A 16,179-nucleotide genomic window follows, 5' to 3' on the forward strand; every position below is an offset into this window, starting at 1 on the left:
ACCATCCATTCGGTACTGGGAAGCCCGACGCCAAAGCATTTGGGACCGCGGAACCAACACGGACCCGAGCCACGCCGTGCCGGGAGTCATGGTGGACACCGACTCGCAGGCTTGACTAGGCTGCCACCCTTCGGCAGCCCAGGGAGGAAACGCATGTCCGTTAACCGCATTCTCGTCGTCTATTCCGGCGTTCTGACCGCGGCCATCGCGGTCGTGCTGCTCTCCGGTTTCACGAAGCACGCCAGCACCTCCTTCGACGAAATCGATGTGCAGCGAATCAACATTCGCGAGCCCGATGGCACGCTCCGGATGGTGGTGGCGAACAGCGCACGCCTCCCGGGCGTCATCGTCAAGGGCACCGAACAGCCCAAGGTGGACCGGCCCCAGGCCGGCATGATCTTCCTCAACGACGAGGGCTCCGAGAACGGCGGCCTCATCTTCGGCGGAAAGCGCAACGACAAGGGCGAGGTGGTCGACGCGGGCGGCAGCCTTTCGTTCGATCGCTACAACGCGAATCAGGTCGTCCAGCTCATCGGCGTGGACGATAAGGACAGCCACTTCGCCGGGCTCTCGGTCACCGACAGCGTCGAGCACGCGCGAAACAAGCAACGTATCTGGGTGGGGCGTGACGACGATGGCACCGCCACCTTGTCGATGAAGGATGGCGCCGGAAGAGAGAGAATCCAGGTGAAGGTGCCAGCCGATGGGACGCCGGTCATCAACTTCCTCGACGGGAATGGCAAAGTGCAGAAGACCATCGCCGGCGCCGATTCCGCATCATCCCGATAGATGCCGATTCCGACGGGTGCGCCGGATGCCGTCTCCCGTCACTCGATGTTCTGCACCTGCTCGCGCATCTGTTCGATCAGCACCTTCAGTTCGACCGCGGCGTTGGTGGTGCGCGAGTCGACCGATTTGGAACCGAGCGTGTTCGCCTCGCGATTGAATTCCTGCATGAGGAAGTCGAGGCGGCGACCGATCGGTTCCTTCAGGGCGAGGACGCGGCGGGCCTCGGCGATGTGGGTGCTCAGGCGATCGAGTTCCTCGTCGACGTCGATGCGCGTGATCTGCAGCACCAGTTCCTGTTCCAGGCGACCCGGTTCCACCGGCTGACGCACGTCGGCCAGGCGGGCTTCGAGGCGGGCGCGCAGGGCCGTCCGGATCTCGGGGAGCCAGCCGCGCACGTCGCCCACGATCTTCTCGATGCCGTCCAGGCGGTCGCGCAGGATTTCGCCGAGCTTCTCGCCTTCGCGGCCGCGCGTGTCGCCGAGGACGGCCAGCGCGCGATCGAGGACGTCGAGCAGCGCGCCCTGGAGGGCGTCCGCGTCGGTCTCGGGCTGCTGCATGACGCCTGGGAAGCGCAGCAGTTCCGTGAACTCGATGCGCATGCGCGGGAAGCGCTGCTCGAGGTCCAGCGCCAGTTCGGAGAGGCGGGAGAGCACGCTGCCGTTTATGCGCAGACCTTCGCCGGCGCCCGCGTCGGCGCGGAGGCGGACGGTGACGTCGACCTTGCCGCGCGAAAGACGCTGGGCGATCCGCTCGCGCAGCGCACTCTCGAAGCCGCGCATTTCCTCGGGCAGCCGGGGGCTGATCTCGAGGTAGCGGTGGTTGACCGTGCGCACCTCGCAGGTCAGCGTGCCGGACGGGCCCGCGCTGTCGGCGGAAGCGTAGGCGGTCATGCTGCGGATCATCGTTGGCCCCGGTGGCGCGTTGAGGAAAGGTCGCAATGGTAAACTGACCCACCGCCCGTGCCCAACTCAGGCCCCCACATGACCTTTTCCCGTCCGAGCGGCCGCGCCGCCGACCAGCTGCGCCCCGTCAGCATCGAACGCCACTACACCCGCCATGCGGAAGGCTCCGTGCTCGTGTCCTTCGGCGACACGAAGGTGCTGTGCACCGCCTCGATCGAGGAGCGCGTCCCGCCGTGGCTGCGCGGCAAGGGCGAGGGCTGGGTCACGGCCGAGTACGGCATGCTGCCCCGCGCGACCACCGATCGCACGCAGCGCGAAGCCGCGCGCGGCGGCCAGGGCGGTCGCACCATGGAGATCCAGCGACTGATCGGCCGCTCGCTGCGCGCCTGCGTCGATCGCGCCGCCCTCGGCGAGCGCGTGATCACCCTCGACTGCGACGTGATCCAGGCCGACGGCGGCACGCGCACAGCGGCCATCACCGGCGCCTATGTCGCGCTGGTCGACGCCGTCGCGACGCTGACGAAGCGTAACGCCGTCAAGCGCAACCCGATCCTCGGCGCGATCGCCGCGGTGTCCGTCGGCGTCTACAACGGCGTGCCGGTTCTCGACCTCGACTACGCCGAAGACTCCAACTGCGATACCGACATGAACGTCGTCATGAACGACGGCGGCGGCTTCATCGAGGTGCAGGGAACGGCAGAGGGCCACGCGTTCCGCCGCGAGGAGATGAACGCGATGCTCGATCTCGCCGCGAAGGGCATCGCCGACCTGGTGCATGCGCAGCGCGCCGCGCTGGAGGCCACGCCGTGAGCGAGATCCGTGCCGCCAGCGCCGACGACCTCGAGGCCATCGTCGCCGTCCACAAGGCCGCGTTCGGTCGCGATGCCGAGGCCGACCTGGTGCGGCGGCTCGTCGCCGCGGGTCGTGACGCGATCTCGCTCGTGGCCGTGGACGACGGCGACGCGGTGATCGGTCACGTCCTGTTCTCGCCCGTCAGCATCGAAGAAGGCGACGACGGCAACGCGCTCGGCCTCGCGCCCGTCGCCGTCCTGCCCGAGCACCAGCGCCTGGGCATCGGCCACGCGTTGATCGAAGAAGGCATCGGCGCGTGCTTCGTGCGCGACGCGAAGGCGATCTTCGTGCTCGGTTCGCCGGCGTACTACACGCAGTTCGGCTTCACCAAGGCCTCGGCGCACGGCCTGTTCGACACCTACGACGGCGGCAACGCCTTCCAGGTGCTGCCCCTCACCGTCGACGGACTTGCCGGTTACAAGGGCTGCGTGCGTTACGCGCCCGAATTCGCGACCGGGAATCCCTAGAACGCCATGCGCATCGTCCTCGCCTCCGGCAACGCCGGCAAAGTGATCGAACTCGAGCAACTGCTCGAAGGCACCGGCGTGCAACTGGTCGCGCAGACGTCGCTCGGCGTCACGGACGCCGACGAGACGGGTCTGACGTTCGTGGAGAACGCCCTGATCAAGGCGCGCCACGCGGCACGCGCCACGGGTCTGCCCGCGCTGGCGGACGACTCGGGCATCTGCGTGGACGCGCTCGATGGCGCGCCCGGACTCTATGCCGCCCGCTACGCCGGCACGCACGGAGACAGCGCCGCCAACAACGCGAAGCTCCTCCGCGAACTCGACGGCGTGCCGCCCGAAAAGCGCGGCGCGTACTTCATCGCGGTGCTCGTCCTGCTGCGTCATGCCGACGATCCGGCGCCGCTGATCGCGGAAGGCCGCTGGTACGGCCGCATCCTCGAAGCGCCGCGGGGCGAAGGTGGCTTCGGCTACGACCCGCTGTTCCTGCCCGACGGGCACGACGTCTCGGCGGCGGAACTCGACTTCGCGTTGAAGAACCGCCTCAGCCACCGGGGCCAGGCGCTCGACCGGCTCAAGGCGCGCCTCGTCGGATCCGTATGACTCTCGTCCCGCCGCCGCTGTCCCTGTACGTCCACATGCCGTGGTGCGTGCGCAAGTGTCCGTACTGCGATTTCAATTCGCACGGCGTGCGGGGCGGCACGCCCGACTACGCGTCCTACGTGGACGTCCTGCTGGCCGATCTCGACGCCGATCTCCGCGACTTCGGCGCCGCGGTGCACGGCCGGCGAATCGAGACGGTGTTCTTCGGCGGCGGCACGCCGAGCCTCTTCTCGCCGGAACTGGTGGGACGATTCCTCGACGGCGCGCGGGAGCGGCTGGCCTTCGCGACGGATGCCGAAGTCACGCTCGAAACGAACCCGGGCACCGTCGAGCACGGTCGTTTCGACGGCTACCTCGCGGCCGGCGTGAACCGCATTTCCTTCGGAGTGCAGAGCTTCGACGACGACAAGCTGCGCCGGCTCGGTCGCATCCACTCGTCGAACGAGGCGGCGGACGCCGTCCTGCAGGCGCAGGACGCGGGCATCGGCAACATCAACATCGACCTGATGTACGCCCTGCCGGAGCAGACGCTCGACGGCGCCCTCGACGACGTCGATCGCGCCGTCGCGCTGTCACCCACCCATGTATCGCACTATCAGCTGACGCTCGAGCCGAACACCGCGTTCGCCGCGAACCCGCCGCCACTGCCGGACGACGACGCGGCGTGGGCGATCCAGGAGGCCTGCGAGGCCCGTCTCGCCGAGGCGGGTTACGGGCAGTACGAAGTCTCCGCCTATGCCCGGCCGGGACGCCGCTGCGAACACAACCTCAACTACTGGCGGTTCGGCGACTACCTCGGCATCGGCGCGGGCGCGCACGGCAAGATCAGCGACGCCACCGGCGTGCGCCGGCGCTGGAAGACCCGCCTCCCCGCCGCGTATCTCGCCAGCGCCGGACAGCCGGCGCGCATCGGTGGCGATGGTCTTGTCGCGGCCGCCGACCTGCCCTTCGAATACATGCTCAACGCCCTGCGCCTCATCGACGGCGTGCCCGCGACCGATTTCGCGGAGCGCACCGGCCTGCCCGCCGGATCGATCGCCGCGGCGCGCGCGGCCTGCATCGAGCGCGGCTGGCTGGTGGACGACGAGACCCTGCTGAAGACCACCCCGCTCGGCCAGCGCTTCCTCAACGACGTCATCGAAGCCTTCATGGCCTGAGCGGCGCGGTCGGCTGCGGAAATTCTCAGGGACTGCGAAGCACCCCAAAGCAAGCCGCCGTCCGGCGGCGTCCGGAAGATCGCGCCACGTCACGTATGACGTGCTGAATACATCGGCCGTTCATCGCCTTGTGGCGACACTCCGCGCCTTTTCTGCACGGAGCGCAGAGGCATGGAAAGCAAGACAAAGTTGGCATCGGCACTGATGCTCGCGGTACCGACGCTCGTCGGCGGCGCGTACCTGTCGGGCACGATCGCGATCAAGCTGGTGGACCTTGCGACACCGCTGACGATCGACCTGTGGTGGCGCTGCCTCAAGGCGCTCGACGATCCGTCCTTCGCGCCGTACACGTTGCGGATCAAGGGATCTGTCTTCACCGGGTTCGCCGTACCCATCCTCGGCTGGGGCGCCGTGGTGCTGCGCATGTTCCGGCGCCCGCCCGAAGCCGCCCACGGCGACGCGCGATTCGCCACGCTTGCCGAACTGCGCCGCGCGGGCCTGCTCACGCGACGGCCCGAAAGCATCCTCATCGGCACCTCCGGCAGGCACCGCCTCTGGCTGAGCGGCGCGCAGCACGTCATCGTCATCAGCCCGACGCGCTCGGGCAAGACCACCAGCATCGCGATCCCCGTGCTGATGACCTACGAGCATTCGATGGTCGTCCTCGACGTGAAGGGCGAACTCCACCGGACCACGAGCGGATGCCGCAAGGCGCTCGGCCAGAAGGTGTTCGTGTGGGCCCCCTACGACGAGGCCGGCCGCACGGATCGCTTCAATCCCATGACCCCGCTCGCCTCCATGGACCCGGCGAAACGCATCGGCGAACTGCAGACCATCGCCACCATCCTCTATCCCGACGACGGCGGTCGCGATCCGTTCTGGAGCGCACAGAGCCGCGCGGCATTCGTGGCCTTCGGCTCTTACCTGTTCGAGGCGTGGGACCACGGCCTCCGGGAGATGACGCAGGCCGGCCTACCCGCCGAGGCAAGGCCGCAACCCAACACCTCGACCGACTTCCCGAGCTTCGAGCGCATCCTCGGGTTCTCCAGCGGCACGCAGGCGATGAGCACGCAGGCGCTGCTGAAATCCATCGTCGGCGACGCGTCGCTCTCGTGGGTCAGCAGGCAAACCAGGACGGTATTCACCAACCTCGCAGGCCTCGCCGAGGACACGTTCTCGTCGGTGATCGCGACCATGCAGGCGCCGTTGCAGCAGTTCCTCAGCCCCATTCTCGCCGCAGCCACCAACGCCACCGACTTCGACGTGGACCGCTTCCGGCGCGAGCCCACGACGCTGTACGTCGTCATCCCGACGCATAAGCTCGACGAGAGCGCCAGGCTGCTCAACATCTTCTTCAGCGCGCTCATCGGCCGCAACCTCGGCAAGCAGCTGGGCGAGGAGCCCGACCTGAAGTACCAGATGCTGATGCTCATGGACGAGTTCACCGCCATGGGCCGTGTCGACGTGTGGTCGAAGCGCATCTCGATTTCGGCGAGCTACGGCGTGCGCGACCTCTGCATCGTGCAGAGCCGGGCGCAGCTTCGCTCGACCTATGGCGACCACGACGCGCAGAACTTCATCACCAACCACGGCGCGCAGGTCGTCTTCGCGCCCCGCGAGCAGAGCGACGCGAACGAATACAGCGAGATGCTCGGCTACCGAACGCAGCGCCAGACGCAACGAAACGTCAGCCGCGGCGGTAGCGGCCACCAGGTATCGACCAGCCACCAGGACGAACGCCGCGCCCTGATGCTGCCCCAGGAGATCAAGGAACTGCCCGCCGACGAGGAGCTGATCTTCTACGAAGGCTGCAAACCCATCCGCGCCCGCAAGAACTGGTTCTTCAAGGACAAGGGCTTCAAGGCGCTAGCGGCCCTGCCGCCGACGACCGTGTCGGCGAAGCCAGCCGCGATCGCGGCAGCACCGCCGCCAGCTGCGCCCAGCGCGACAGGCAAGCTGAAAGACGCACTCGCGGCATAGATGCGACACAGGGCACGTCGACGATGTCTTCGCGGACGTGCTGAAAGCACTGCATCTCGACGATGCGAACTGAAGATCCGCCGCACAGCACCCGGGCGAATGCCCTCCACATCTGCATGGAAAGCAGTCGATGAACCAAGAGAAGCAAGACGACGACCGCTCGACCGAACCCGACGACCGATGGGTGGCCAGCATGCGGGCCTGGGAGGCCATGAGGTCTCCCTGGGCAAAGGAGCGTCCTGCCTTCGTGCGCTGCTACGTCTGCCACCCCGAGAACGACGAGATCGATCCGGAAGATGGCTTGAGGCCGTCGCAACTGCGGCCGATCCATAAATGCACGTACGTCGATCCGGGGCAGGAACTGTACCTGCGCGCCACGGCCGAGCAGTTGCGCGAGAAGAAGGATGAGGACGTGCACGAGTGGCCGGAGCCTGGGTACGACTTCGGGACCGGGTTGCGACGAAAGCCGGCTTCATCGTCGATGCACGGAACAGATAACGCAGCCCGGGAACCAACACATGCAGAACACGAGGAAGGCGACATGAAGCTCACGAAAGCAGCGTTGGCCGTGGCGATAGCGGTGACTACCTCATCGTCTCTGGCAGAGGACATCGCGGAGTCACGTGCGCCGACATCGCCAACCGTCCTGGCCTCGCGCTCGAAAAGCGAAGGCGAGCCCAATCCTGTGTGGCCCGACAACGGCATCGCGCAGCGTGAACTGGGAGATGGTGAGGATTCGCCGGAGCGTCTGTTTGTGGAGCATGTCGGTGACAAGTGGTTCGCCTGGGCGCTCATTGCGACGAAGGATGGACCGACCAAGGCCGTCGACTTCTTCACCGGGCAAATCGTCGAGGTAACGGCGGAGACGCAATTGGGATATACGGGATCGTTTTCCGATGCGAAGGGCATCAAGCACGAAGAGACTACGCACTCGGGATTCCACTACAAGGATCCTCGTCCGGGAGGCGTCTTAGGCGACATTCGGTTCGCCGACCGATCCGTCGATCGGCCTGAAACTTTTCGGTCGGGACCCATCTGGTTCGACACCTATCAGCGGATGGCAGATGACGGCGCGACTGTCATCTGGAGCAAGGTCCCCTTCTATGAGTGCAACGATTCTGGTCAGAAGCACTGGGATACGCTCTTCGGGACCGCGCTCGATCTTAACGATGGAACCATGCTGGTGTCGGCGGGAAAGTACATCTTCCGGCTGCGTCAGGATGACTTCTCCCCCGTCGGCCGCGCGCCCGCGCTCCACATCGTGGATGAAGCGGAGCTCCTGCGCGTACTTGACGAAGCCAAGGGGAAGGACATCGAGGATGGCGATGCCTGGTTAACCGAAAAGTTGAACCTCAAGTAGTTCACGGATGGGCGGAGTGCCCCATGGAGGGATGATGATGGACCGACAGTCGCTTAGCGAGCATGAGCTCAAGGCCATTGCCTATTTCGCGGTCGGTGTCAGTACCGAAGGCAGCCTGGCAGGAAAAGACGTATCAAATCGACTGTCTTTCGCAGGACGGTGGCTGCCCGACGGCAGGATGGCGCCTATCGAAAGAAGCGGCGAGTCGATTGGCACCCTGCAGAACGACCTTGGACAGGATGGAGGGATCACTGCAGCCGCGATGATGGACGCCTATCGACGCTGGGCTGCCGAAGGTAGCGATCGGGTCGTGTTCAATGAAACTGATCACGCCAAGCTCGTACACGACTTCTCGCGAGACGGGAAAGCGATCAGAGACGATGGCGGTCGCGCGATCGATCCGGCGAAGCGCGCGGAGATCAACCGCTTTCTCGCGTCGGATGCGGGACGCGATTTCGTCCATCAGCGAGATCTGATTCAGGTCAGCAATCTCAATAGGAAGGGCATGAACAAGCTCGTCTCGACGCCAGCCTATCGTTCCGCCTCCACCGACGATCAGATCGTCATGGCAACCGCGATCGCGAAGGCGATCAATCAGAATCCAAGAGCCGCTAAGAAGCTGCTGAGCGCGATGGCACGCCCCGTCGAAGCACCCGACGCCATCGCGTCGCACGCCAAGGTCATGGCATACCTCGATAGCAAGTTCGAGGGGGCCTTGGAAGTCGGCCAGACCCATGCGCTCGCCGCCGCCAAAGTCTTCACCCGCCTGCACAACGCGCCTGAAGGAAGCCCGCTGCACACGGCATGGCACGAAGTGCTTCGTGATCCGTTGATGACACCGTCGCTGATCGGTAAGGACCCCCAACGTCCCGATCTGGCGGCGCACTACACCCTGGTCAGGAACCTTTTCCTCGATCCGGGCAAGGCCATCCGGTTCATCGATGCGCTTGAGCAGGGTCGCGCGCACAGCGACGGCAAGCTCGCGCAAGCCGGGTTCCATACCGACGGAACCCAGATCGTGCAGTGGAACGCCGACGGCAAGGGCGTGACCTTCGTCGAAGGTCAATGGGCGACAGTCTCTCGCGATGAGCTCGGCCTGACGCGCGCGCGGGACGGTTCGGTCGATCTCGCGAGGGTGGTCGACGGTGAGGGGCAGCCGTTGCTGCATGTCGAGCCTGCCGTGCGCAGTGTCGCGGCGGCGGCCGTGGAGCGGGCGCTGCGACCGGGTGTCCGGGGCGACGACGTGCGGCAGTTGCAGGAACAGCTCATGCGATTGGGTTACTCCGACGCGCAGGGACGCCCGTTGCGCGCGGATGGCGACTACGGTCCGGGAACGCAGGCGGCGGTACGCGCCTTCCAGCGGGAGCACGACCTCGTCGCGGATGGGCTGAGCGGTCGGCAGACGCTGGCGAGCGTGCGGCAAGCGGTCCACGATCGGGACGCGTCGATCGCCGCGGCGCACCGGCCACACGACGAGGTCATGGCGGCTTACCGTGCGATCGATCCCGTCATGGGCGCGGCGGCCGGCCGGTCGACACCCGTGGAGGCCCGCGTGGACGCGCGGGCGACGAGCGAGGCCATGAGCACCTATCAGAGCCTGGAGCCGGTGACGCGTACGGCCGCACCGCCGATCGCGCCGATCGAGTCACCCGTGGCCCGCGAGCCCGTGGCCATCCCGGCGGACCGCGAGGCGCCGGCGGCCGACGCGTCGCTCGCACCGACGCGGGCGCCGTTCGACCCACGCCACGCGGACCACCCCCAGAACGATCTCTACCAACTGCTGAAGACGCAACTTCCGGATGCCTCCGAGAATCGGCTGTTGCAGACGACGGCGGCGTGCCACCGCAGCCGTATCACGGCGGAGAATCTCTCGATGGTGCACATCAACGAAGAGACGATGACGCTACATGTCTTCGGCCACGGGCCGATGACCCTGCCGGCCCGCGTGGACCTCAACCATCCGTCGCCCGCCCCGGAACAGAGCGTCGAGCGGATGGCGCAGTTCGACCTTCAGCAGGCGCAGGTGCTGGCGGAGATCCAGGCGCAGCAGGCGCAGATGTCCCGGGGAATGTCGCGGTAGACGGGCGAAGCGGGGCGTCCACGGTCGGCGGGGCGGCGTCGCCCTATTCCTATCGCCATAAGCCATAAGCGGGCCGCCACGCCGCTGGCGCGCCCGTGGCGTCGCCACCTAAACTTACGGCGAAGGTCGGGGAGGACCGCATTCGCATGAGCGCAGGCACGCAGCCGCCGTACGGCCGGACGGGACCGCATCCCGTCGCCCTGTCGCCGCGTGCGGAACGCGAAGCGCAGCAGGGTCTGTCGCTGTGCCTGACCTGGCTCGATTCGCCGCTGCGCGAAGCGCTGCGCGACTTCGACCATCGACTGTTCGCCGCCGCGGAAGGCAGCCGCAACCATCTCGAACAGCAGGCGTGCTTCGAGAGCCGTCACATCGTCGAGCGCGACGGTCCCGGCTTCCGCAACCGCTTCGCCTCGCACCTGTCGGAACGCTTCCGTCGCCTGGGCGACGTCGTGGACGCGAAGCCCGCCACCGCGAGCGAGCACCTGACCCTCAGCCTCGTGGATCCCGAGGAGCAGGAACAGGCGGATGCGCTGTCCAGCATGGCGTCGCGGGGCGAAGCGCGCAGTGCCAGCAGCCTGTTCGAGCTCGGCTATCGCCTGGCGGTGCTCGCCGGCACGCCGCCGCTCGAGGGCGAGGCGTTGCCCGCCGGACCCCGCGCGCTCACGGCGGCGCTGCAGGCGGCCGTCGAGCCGATGCCGCTGTCGAGCGCGCACCGGCTGCTGCTCTTCCAGGCGATCGACGCCCACGTGCTCGCCCACGGCGAGGCCTTCTACGGCGCACTGAACGAGCATTACCGCACCCGCGGCATCCTTCCCGGATTCCGCGTCTACCCGAACGTGCGCGTCGCCACGACGCCGGCGTCCGAACGCCATAAAGCCGGCGAAACCGTCGCCGCGGGCGGGGGCACCGGCGCGGGCGGCGGCAGCGGGGGTGGCGCGGCCGTGGACGGCAACATCGGCGTGCTCGAGGGGCTGCGGGCCTTGCTCGCCTCGCGGGTCGAGACCAGCCGCGGAGCGGGGTTCGCGCCGGGCCGGCTCGCCTCCGACGACGAGCTGCAGACGGCGCTGTTCGCCCTGCAGGGTCACGTCACCGACGTCACCGATGCCGCGCAGCGCGAGATCCGCAGCGCGCAGGCGCTGCGCGACGAACTTCTCAACCAGCTCAATCGTGGCCGGCCGGCGGGCTCGCCGCCCGCCGAACTCACGATCGAGCAGGGCGACACGGTCGAGCTGACCGCGCGGCTCTTCGAAAGCCTGGGCGAACAGATCGCCGTGACCAGCCCCGGCCGCGCCGTGCTCGGCGGCCTGCAATGGCCGATGCTGCGGGCGGCCGTGAACGATCGCGGTTTCTTCGACCAGGCCGAACATCCCGCGCGCCAGCTGCTCGACACCGTGAGCGAGGCGGCGCATCACTGGCTCGATCCGTCGGAAGGCGAGCCGGACGCCGCGCTCGTGGATCGCCTCGAGCGCCTCGTCGTGGAAGCCAGCAGCGCGCAGGTGATCGATCCCGAGTGGCGCGCCGAGATCGAACAGCAGATCGCCATGCTCTCGCGCAAGGCGCACGTGGCGGAACGTCGCCAGATCGAGGCGATGGAAGGTCGCGACCGGCTCGAGCGCGCTCGCCAGCGCGCCGCCGAGATCATGGCCGAACGCATGGTGCGCGGCGCGGCACCACGCGGCGTGCTGCGCATCCTGCTGGAGCGCACGTGGGCCGACGTGCTCGCGCTGCACATCCTGCGCGGCGGCGAGAACGGCGAGGCGTTCCTGCATTGCCTCGGCGTCACCGACCAGCTGCTCGGTCGCCGTCCGATCGCCGATGCGAACAAGCTCCGCTCGGACGTCGAGCGCGGCCTCGAACACCTAGGCATGCATCCGTCGGAAGCGGCCCAGGTCGCGGCGGGTGTCTTCGAGCCCGCCGAACGGCAGAACGACGATGGCCTGACGCCGACCGACGTCGCCGTGCGCCTCAAGCAGCGCCCGCGCCTGGGCGAAGGCACCGCGCATGGCGAGCCCGCCGCGCCCGTCGTGCCCACGCCGCTAGACCCCGCGGCCAGGGCCATCCACGACGGCTTCGCCAGCCTGCGCTTCGGCACGTGGTTCGAGTTCGTCCAGCCGGACGGCGGCATCGTGCTGCGCAAGCTCGCCTGGTTCTCGCCGACGACGGGCCGCTGCCTGTTCGTGAACCAGCGCGGCGCGCGCACCGAGGACGTCGACCTCACCCGCCTGGCGCGCCTCATGGCGAACGGCGAGGCGCGGGAATGGAAGGAACAGCGGCTGTCGATCGTCGACCGCGCCTGGCGGGCCGTCGCGCGCAACCTGCGCCGCGAAGGCGTGCGCGAACGCATGGCGGGCCACGCATGATCCGCGAAGCCGAACAGCGCCGCGCGCCGCGCAAGCGCGCCACCGCGCCCATCGCGGTGAAGAACTGGTTCACCGAGCAGGACATCGGCCAGCTCGGCAACCTCTCCGCGACCGGCGTGATGCTGCTCGTGAAGGCGAAGCCGCGGGACGGCGCCGTCTACCAGATCGTCTTCACGCTGCATGACGCCCACCACCGGCAACATCGGGTCGAGATAGGCATCCAGGAACAGTGGCACGAGCCGGCGGCGTCCAACGGCCAGTTCTGGGCCGGCTATCGCATCGTCGCCGCCAGCGACGACGACGTGCGCGCCATCGACGAGTGGATCGGCCCACCGGCGGACTGAACGAAAGGCGCGGACCATGCTTTACGACGAACCACGCGGGGCGTCACCATCGCTCACCATGAGCGATGCCACCACCATTCTGGTCGACACGGACCTCGAGCGCGACGACGCGGCCGCGGCCGCGATGGACCTGTACCTGCACCTGGTCGGCGACGGCACGATCGCCGCGCAGCCGAGCGACGACGAGGAAGCCCGGTTCCGCGTGCTCGACGAACGCTTCGTCGCCGACACCGGCATCCAGGCGATCGGACTGCACGCGAGCGGACACCGCTGGCGCGGCGACGGTCGCGGCGGCGCGGAGCTCATCGACGGCGGCCGCGAGAACGGCATCTTCTGCCGCTACGACGGCAGCTTCTCCATCCGCTGTCCCGAATGCGGCGAGCGCCTGGCGCCGGGCGACGACGGCAGCGAGGCGCTGGAGGAAGCCCTCGCGGTGTGGTGCGACGCGCCCGATTCCGCATACGTCGCCTGCCCGTCCTGCGCCACGTGGACGCCGCTCCACCTGTGGCGCTCGCCGGATCACGACTTCGCGGTGGGCCACTACGCGATCACGCTCTACGGGGCCCACCTGCAGGGCCTGCTCGGCAAGGGCAACGCGCATGCCGCCACCGCGCTGCGCCACCGCCTCGGCGACCTGGCCGGCGATTACACGGTGGTCTTCGCACGATCCTGAGGCCCGCCCGGACTTGGCTCCGCGTCCCGACAGGCGCACCATTGCGGTTTGCCCCACGTCCCCGGAGTCCCCCATGAACGACGCGCTGGCCGCGCTTTATCCCCAGCACCTCGCCACGCTGCGCGAGCGCACCGACACCGCGCTGGCGCGCGGCGGGTTCGATCACCTCGTGGTGCCGGCGGGCCGCCCGATCACGAAGTTCCTCGACGACCAGGATTACCCGTTCGTCACGAACCCGCATTTCAGGCACTGGCTGCCGCTGACCGATGCCCCGGGCAGCTGGCTCGTCTACACGCCGGGCGAGAAGCCGAAGCTGGTGTTCCTGCAGCCGCGCGATTACTGGCACGTGGTGCCGGAAGCCCCGACCGGCTACTGGGTCGACCACTTCGACATCGTCATCGTGCGCAAGCCCGCGGACGCGGTCGCCGAGCTGCCGGCCATGCTCTCGCGCTGCGCGATCATCGGCGACCAGTACTGCGACCTGCAGGACGTCTGCGCGAACAACCCGCCCGCCGTCATCGACCACCTGCATTACCACCGCGCGTACAAGACGCCTTACGAACTGGAACTGATGCGCGAGGCGAGCCGTCGCGGCGTGCGCGGCCACCGCGCGGCCGAGCACGCGTTCCGCAACGGCGAGAGCGAGTTCGGCATCCACCTCGCCTACCTCACCGCCGTGGGCCAGATCGACGCCGAGCTGCCGTACGCGAGCATCGTCGGCCTCAACGAGCACGGTGCGGTGCTGCACTACACGAACTTCGACCGCAGCGCCCCGGCGAAGAGCCGCTCGTTCCTGATCGACGCGGGCGCGAGCGCCTCTGGCTATGCCAGCGACATCACGCGCACCTACGCCAGCAGCGATGCCGGCGAGTTCCAGGCGCTGATCGACGCGGTCGACGACGCCGAGCGTTCGTTCGCGGCGAAGGTGCGCGCCGGGCAGAGTTATCCGGAGCTCCACGTGCACGCCCACCACGTGCTCGCCGGCGTGCTCCGCGACCATGGTTTCATCCGCATGAGCCCGGAAAGCGCCGTCGAATCCGGTGTCTCGTCCGCGTTCTTCCCGCATGGCCTCGGCCACGGCATCGGGCTGCAGGTGCACGACGTGGGCGGTTTCCAGGCCTCGGAAACGGGTGGCACGATCGCCAAGCCCGACGGCCATCCCTACCTGCGCCTCACGCGCCAGCTCGAGGCGGGCATGGTGGTGACCATCGAGCCGGGCATCTACTTCATCGACATGCTGCTGGCCGAACTCAAGGGCAAGCCGTTCTCGAACGACATCGACTGGGCGAAGGTCGACGCCTTCCGCAAGTACGGCGGCATCCGCATCGAGGATGACGTGGTGTGCACCGCGGGCGAACCCGAGAACCTGACGCGCGACGCGTTCGCGTCGTTATAAGCCCGGCCCTGTGGGAGCGGCCCTGGCCGCGACAGCCTTTCGCGAGGAGCGGCACGACCTGCGCTCTTCCGCGAAAAGCCGTCGCGGCCAGGTCCGCTCCCACGGGCATCATATCTTCAGGTAGATCGCCCGCCGCTCCATCCATCGCACGATCAGCCACCACACGGCGACGAACGCCACGCCCCACGCCGCCGACGGAACATACGGTCCGAAGAGCGGCGTCATCCACGAGGCGAACGCGACGCGGTAAAGCCACGGGGCGATGCCGAGCGCGATGAGCAGGTAGACCATCAGCCCCGACCCGGCATACGCGGCGATCGCGTTCACACCGAACGCCCTGCCCGGCAGGCGCCAGCCGCGTTCGTCGACGAGCACGTGCACGAGCGCGAGCAGCGCGAACGACCAGCCGCCGGTCCAGAGCACGTAGCTCGGCGTCCACAGGTTCTTGTTGAACGGCCACAGCCACTGCGCCATCCAGCCCAGCACGAGGCAGGCGATCGCGGCGACGACGAGCCGTCGCGTGTCGCCAGCGGCGAGCCAGGTGCCCGCGCGCATGCCCAGCAGCGTCGTCGCCAGGGCGGGTAGCGTGGCCAGCAGGCCCTCCGGATCATGCCCGCGCCCGGTGGCCGGATCGATCGCGTAGACGAAGGCGCCGAAGATCGCCGAGTCGGCGCGGCTGACGGAATTGGTCCACGGCTCCATGCCGCCGGCCAGGAGCAGCGCCCCGTAACCCGCCAGCAGGACGACGAGCACGGCGTCGCGCAGGCGCGGCCCCGTGTCGACGGCGAGCAGCGCGGCCAGGGCGAAACACACGCCGATCCGCTGCAGGACACCGGGAATTCGCAGATGCGCTTCCGGTATGGCGAGCCACGCGACGACGTTCAACAACAGGCCAAGGCCGACGATCCGCGCCGCGCGACCGATCGCCGCACGGCGCAAGGGCGCTTTCGGTGCACCGGTCGCGACGCGCGCTCCGATCGCCAGCGAAACGGATACGCCAACGATGAAAAGGAACAGGGGAAAGACGAGGTCGGTCGGGGTGCACCCGTTCCACGCCGCATGTTCGAGGGGCCACCAGACGTGGCCCCAGTCGCCGGGATCGTTGACCAGCAGCATCGCCGCGACGGTCGCTCCGCGCAGGACATCGACGGAGGCAAGGCGCACTTTACGGTGAGTCATCCGGGGACTATTTTCAGGCGAAAGGGGCAGGTTCGAAGGA

The 16,179-nt window shown here is 68.1% G+C and carries 14 protein-coding genes; 12 read left to right on the forward strand and 2 right to left on the reverse strand.

Annotation, left to right across the window (positions count from 1 at the left end; translation table 11 throughout):
• Window positions 1–213 precede the first annotated feature (213 nt).
• Window positions 214–789: a hypothetical protein gene (locus tag J2X58_RS12265; protein WP_310048516.1), complete on the forward strand. Its 576-nt coding sequence runs from the start codon at window positions 214–216 to the stop codon at window positions 787–789.
• 38 nt (window positions 790–827) lie between these two features.
• On the opposite strand, the gene J2X58_RS12270 is transcribed toward J2X58_RS12265, so the two are convergent.
• Window positions 828–1,691, reverse strand: coding sequence for a YicC/YloC family endoribonuclease (locus tag J2X58_RS12270; protein ID WP_090056254.1), 864 nt, complete (start codon window positions 1,689–1,691; stop codon window positions 828–830).
• A gap of 78 nt (window positions 1,692–1,769) precedes the next feature.
• Between J2X58_RS12270 and rph the strand changes: the two genes are divergently transcribed.
• The 11 genes from rph (at window position 1,770) to pepQ (ending at window position 14,960) form a co-directional block, all read left to right on the forward strand.
• Window positions 1,770–2,501, forward strand: a complete 732-nt coding sequence (gene rph / locus J2X58_RS12275) for a ribonuclease PH (RefSeq protein ID WP_090056251.1) — start codon at window positions 1,770–1,772, stop codon at window positions 2,499–2,501.
• On the forward strand, window positions 2,498–3,010 hold the full coding sequence (locus J2X58_RS12280) for an N-acetyltransferase (protein ID WP_090056250.1): 513 nt from the start codon (window positions 2,498–2,500) through the stop codon (window positions 3,008–3,010). Before rph ends, J2X58_RS12280 begins: the two co-directional genes overlap by 4 nt.
• A 6-nt stretch (window positions 3,011–3,016) precedes the next feature.
• Window positions 3,017–3,610: an RdgB/HAM1 family non-canonical purine NTP pyrophosphatase gene (rdgB, locus tag J2X58_RS12285; protein ID WP_310048518.1), complete on the forward strand. Its 594-nt coding sequence runs from the start codon at window positions 3,017–3,019 to the stop codon at window positions 3,608–3,610.
• A complete protein-coding gene (gene hemW, locus J2X58_RS12290) occupies window positions 3,607–4,767 on the forward strand; it encodes a radical SAM family heme chaperone HemW (protein ID WP_310048520.1) in 1,161 nt (386 codons plus the stop codon). The genes rdgB and hemW overlap by 4 nt, the downstream gene beginning before the upstream one ends.
• Window positions 4,768–4,938: 171 nt before the next feature.
• Window positions 4,939–6,747, forward strand: a complete 1,809-nt coding sequence (locus J2X58_RS12295; protein WP_310048521.1) for a type IV secretory system conjugative DNA transfer family protein — start codon at window positions 4,939–4,941, stop codon at window positions 6,745–6,747.
• A 130-nt stretch (window positions 6,748–6,877) separates the two neighbouring features.
• Window positions 6,878–8,107 (forward strand): hypothetical protein, encoded by a 1,230-nt coding sequence (locus tag J2X58_RS12300; RefSeq protein ID WP_310048522.1) that lies wholly within the window; start codon window positions 6,878–6,880, stop codon window positions 8,105–8,107.
• A gap of 34 nt (window positions 8,108–8,141) precedes the next feature.
• Window positions 8,142–10,187, forward strand: a complete 2,046-nt coding sequence (locus J2X58_RS12305; protein WP_310048523.1) for a peptidoglycan-binding protein — start codon at window positions 8,142–8,144, stop codon at window positions 10,185–10,187.
• Window positions 10,188–10,333: 146 nt separating this feature from the next.
• Window positions 10,334–12,547 carry a DUF1631 family protein gene (locus J2X58_RS12310; RefSeq protein WP_310048524.1) on the forward strand — a complete coding sequence of 738 codons (2,214 nt, stop codon included), beginning with the start codon at window positions 10,334–10,336 and terminating at the stop codon, window positions 12,545–12,547.
• On the forward strand, window positions 12,544–12,891 hold the full coding sequence (locus tag J2X58_RS12315) for a PilZ domain-containing protein (RefSeq protein WP_090056236.1): 348 nt from the start codon (window positions 12,544–12,546) through the stop codon (window positions 12,889–12,891). The genes J2X58_RS12310 and J2X58_RS12315 overlap by 4 nt, the downstream gene beginning before the upstream one ends.
• A gap of 16 nt (window positions 12,892–12,907) precedes the next feature.
• On the forward strand, window positions 12,908–13,564 hold the full coding sequence (locus J2X58_RS12320) for a hypothetical protein (protein WP_310048525.1): 657 nt from the start codon (window positions 12,908–12,910) through the stop codon (window positions 13,562–13,564).
• A 73-nt stretch (window positions 13,565–13,637) separates the two neighbouring features.
• Entirely contained in the window at window positions 13,638–14,960 is a 1,323-nt protein-coding gene (gene pepQ / locus J2X58_RS12325) for a Xaa-Pro dipeptidase (protein WP_310048527.1), read from the forward strand.
• Window positions 14,961–15,068: 108 nt separating this feature from the next.
• On the opposite strand, the gene J2X58_RS12330 is transcribed toward pepQ, so the two are convergent.
• A complete protein-coding gene (locus J2X58_RS12330; protein ID WP_310048530.1) occupies window positions 15,069–16,139 on the reverse strand; it encodes a heparan-alpha-glucosaminide N-acetyltransferase domain-containing protein in 1,071 nt (356 codons plus the stop codon).
• Between the last annotated feature and the right edge of the window lie 40 nt (window positions 16,140–16,179).

The organism is Luteibacter sp. 3190 (assembly GCF_031456385.1).
In the GTDB taxonomy this organism is placed as follows: domain Bacteria; phylum Pseudomonadota; class Gammaproteobacteria; order Xanthomonadales; family Rhodanobacteraceae; genus Luteibacter.

Excerpts from the sequence above, each read along its gene's own strand:
- J2X58_RS12295 (WP_310048521.1), top strand. The coding sequence starts at position 4,939 with ATGGAAAGCAAGACAAAGTTGGCATCGGCACTGATGCTCGCGGTACCG.
- rph (WP_090056251.1), top strand. The coding sequence starts at position 1,770 with ATGACCTTTTCCCGTCCGAGCGGCCGCGCCGCCGACCAGCTGCGCCCC.
- rdgB (WP_310048518.1), top strand. The coding sequence starts at position 3,017 with ATGCGCATCGTCCTCGCCTCCGGCAACGCCGGCAAAGTGATCGAACTC.
- J2X58_RS12305 (WP_310048523.1), top strand. The coding sequence starts at position 8,142 with ATGATGGACCGACAGTCGCTTAGCGAGCATGAGCTCAAGGCCATTGCC.
- J2X58_RS12315 (WP_090056236.1), top strand. The coding sequence starts at position 12,544 with ATGATCCGCGAAGCCGAACAGCGCCGCGCGCCGCGCAAGCGCGCCACC.
- J2X58_RS12310 (WP_310048524.1), top strand. The coding sequence starts at position 10,334 with ATGAGCGCAGGCACGCAGCCGCCGTACGGCCGGACGGGACCGCATCCC.
- J2X58_RS12330 (WP_310048530.1), bottom strand. The coding sequence starts at position 16,139 with ATGACTCACCGTAAAGTGCGCCTTGCCTCCGTCGATGTCCTGCGCGGA.
- J2X58_RS12300 (WP_310048522.1), top strand. The coding sequence starts at position 6,878 with ATGAACCAAGAGAAGCAAGACGACGACCGCTCGACCGAACCCGACGAC.
- J2X58_RS12320 (WP_310048525.1), top strand. The coding sequence starts at position 12,908 with ATGCTTTACGACGAACCACGCGGGGCGTCACCATCGCTCACCATGAGC.
- pepQ (WP_310048527.1), top strand. The coding sequence starts at position 13,638 with ATGAACGACGCGCTGGCCGCGCTTTATCCCCAGCACCTCGCCACGCTG.
- hemW (WP_310048520.1), top strand. The coding sequence starts at position 3,607 with ATGACTCTCGTCCCGCCGCCGCTGTCCCTGTACGTCCACATGCCGTGG.
- J2X58_RS12270 (WP_090056254.1), bottom strand. The coding sequence starts at position 1,691 with ATGATCCGCAGCATGACCGCCTACGCTTCCGCCGACAGCGCGGGCCCG.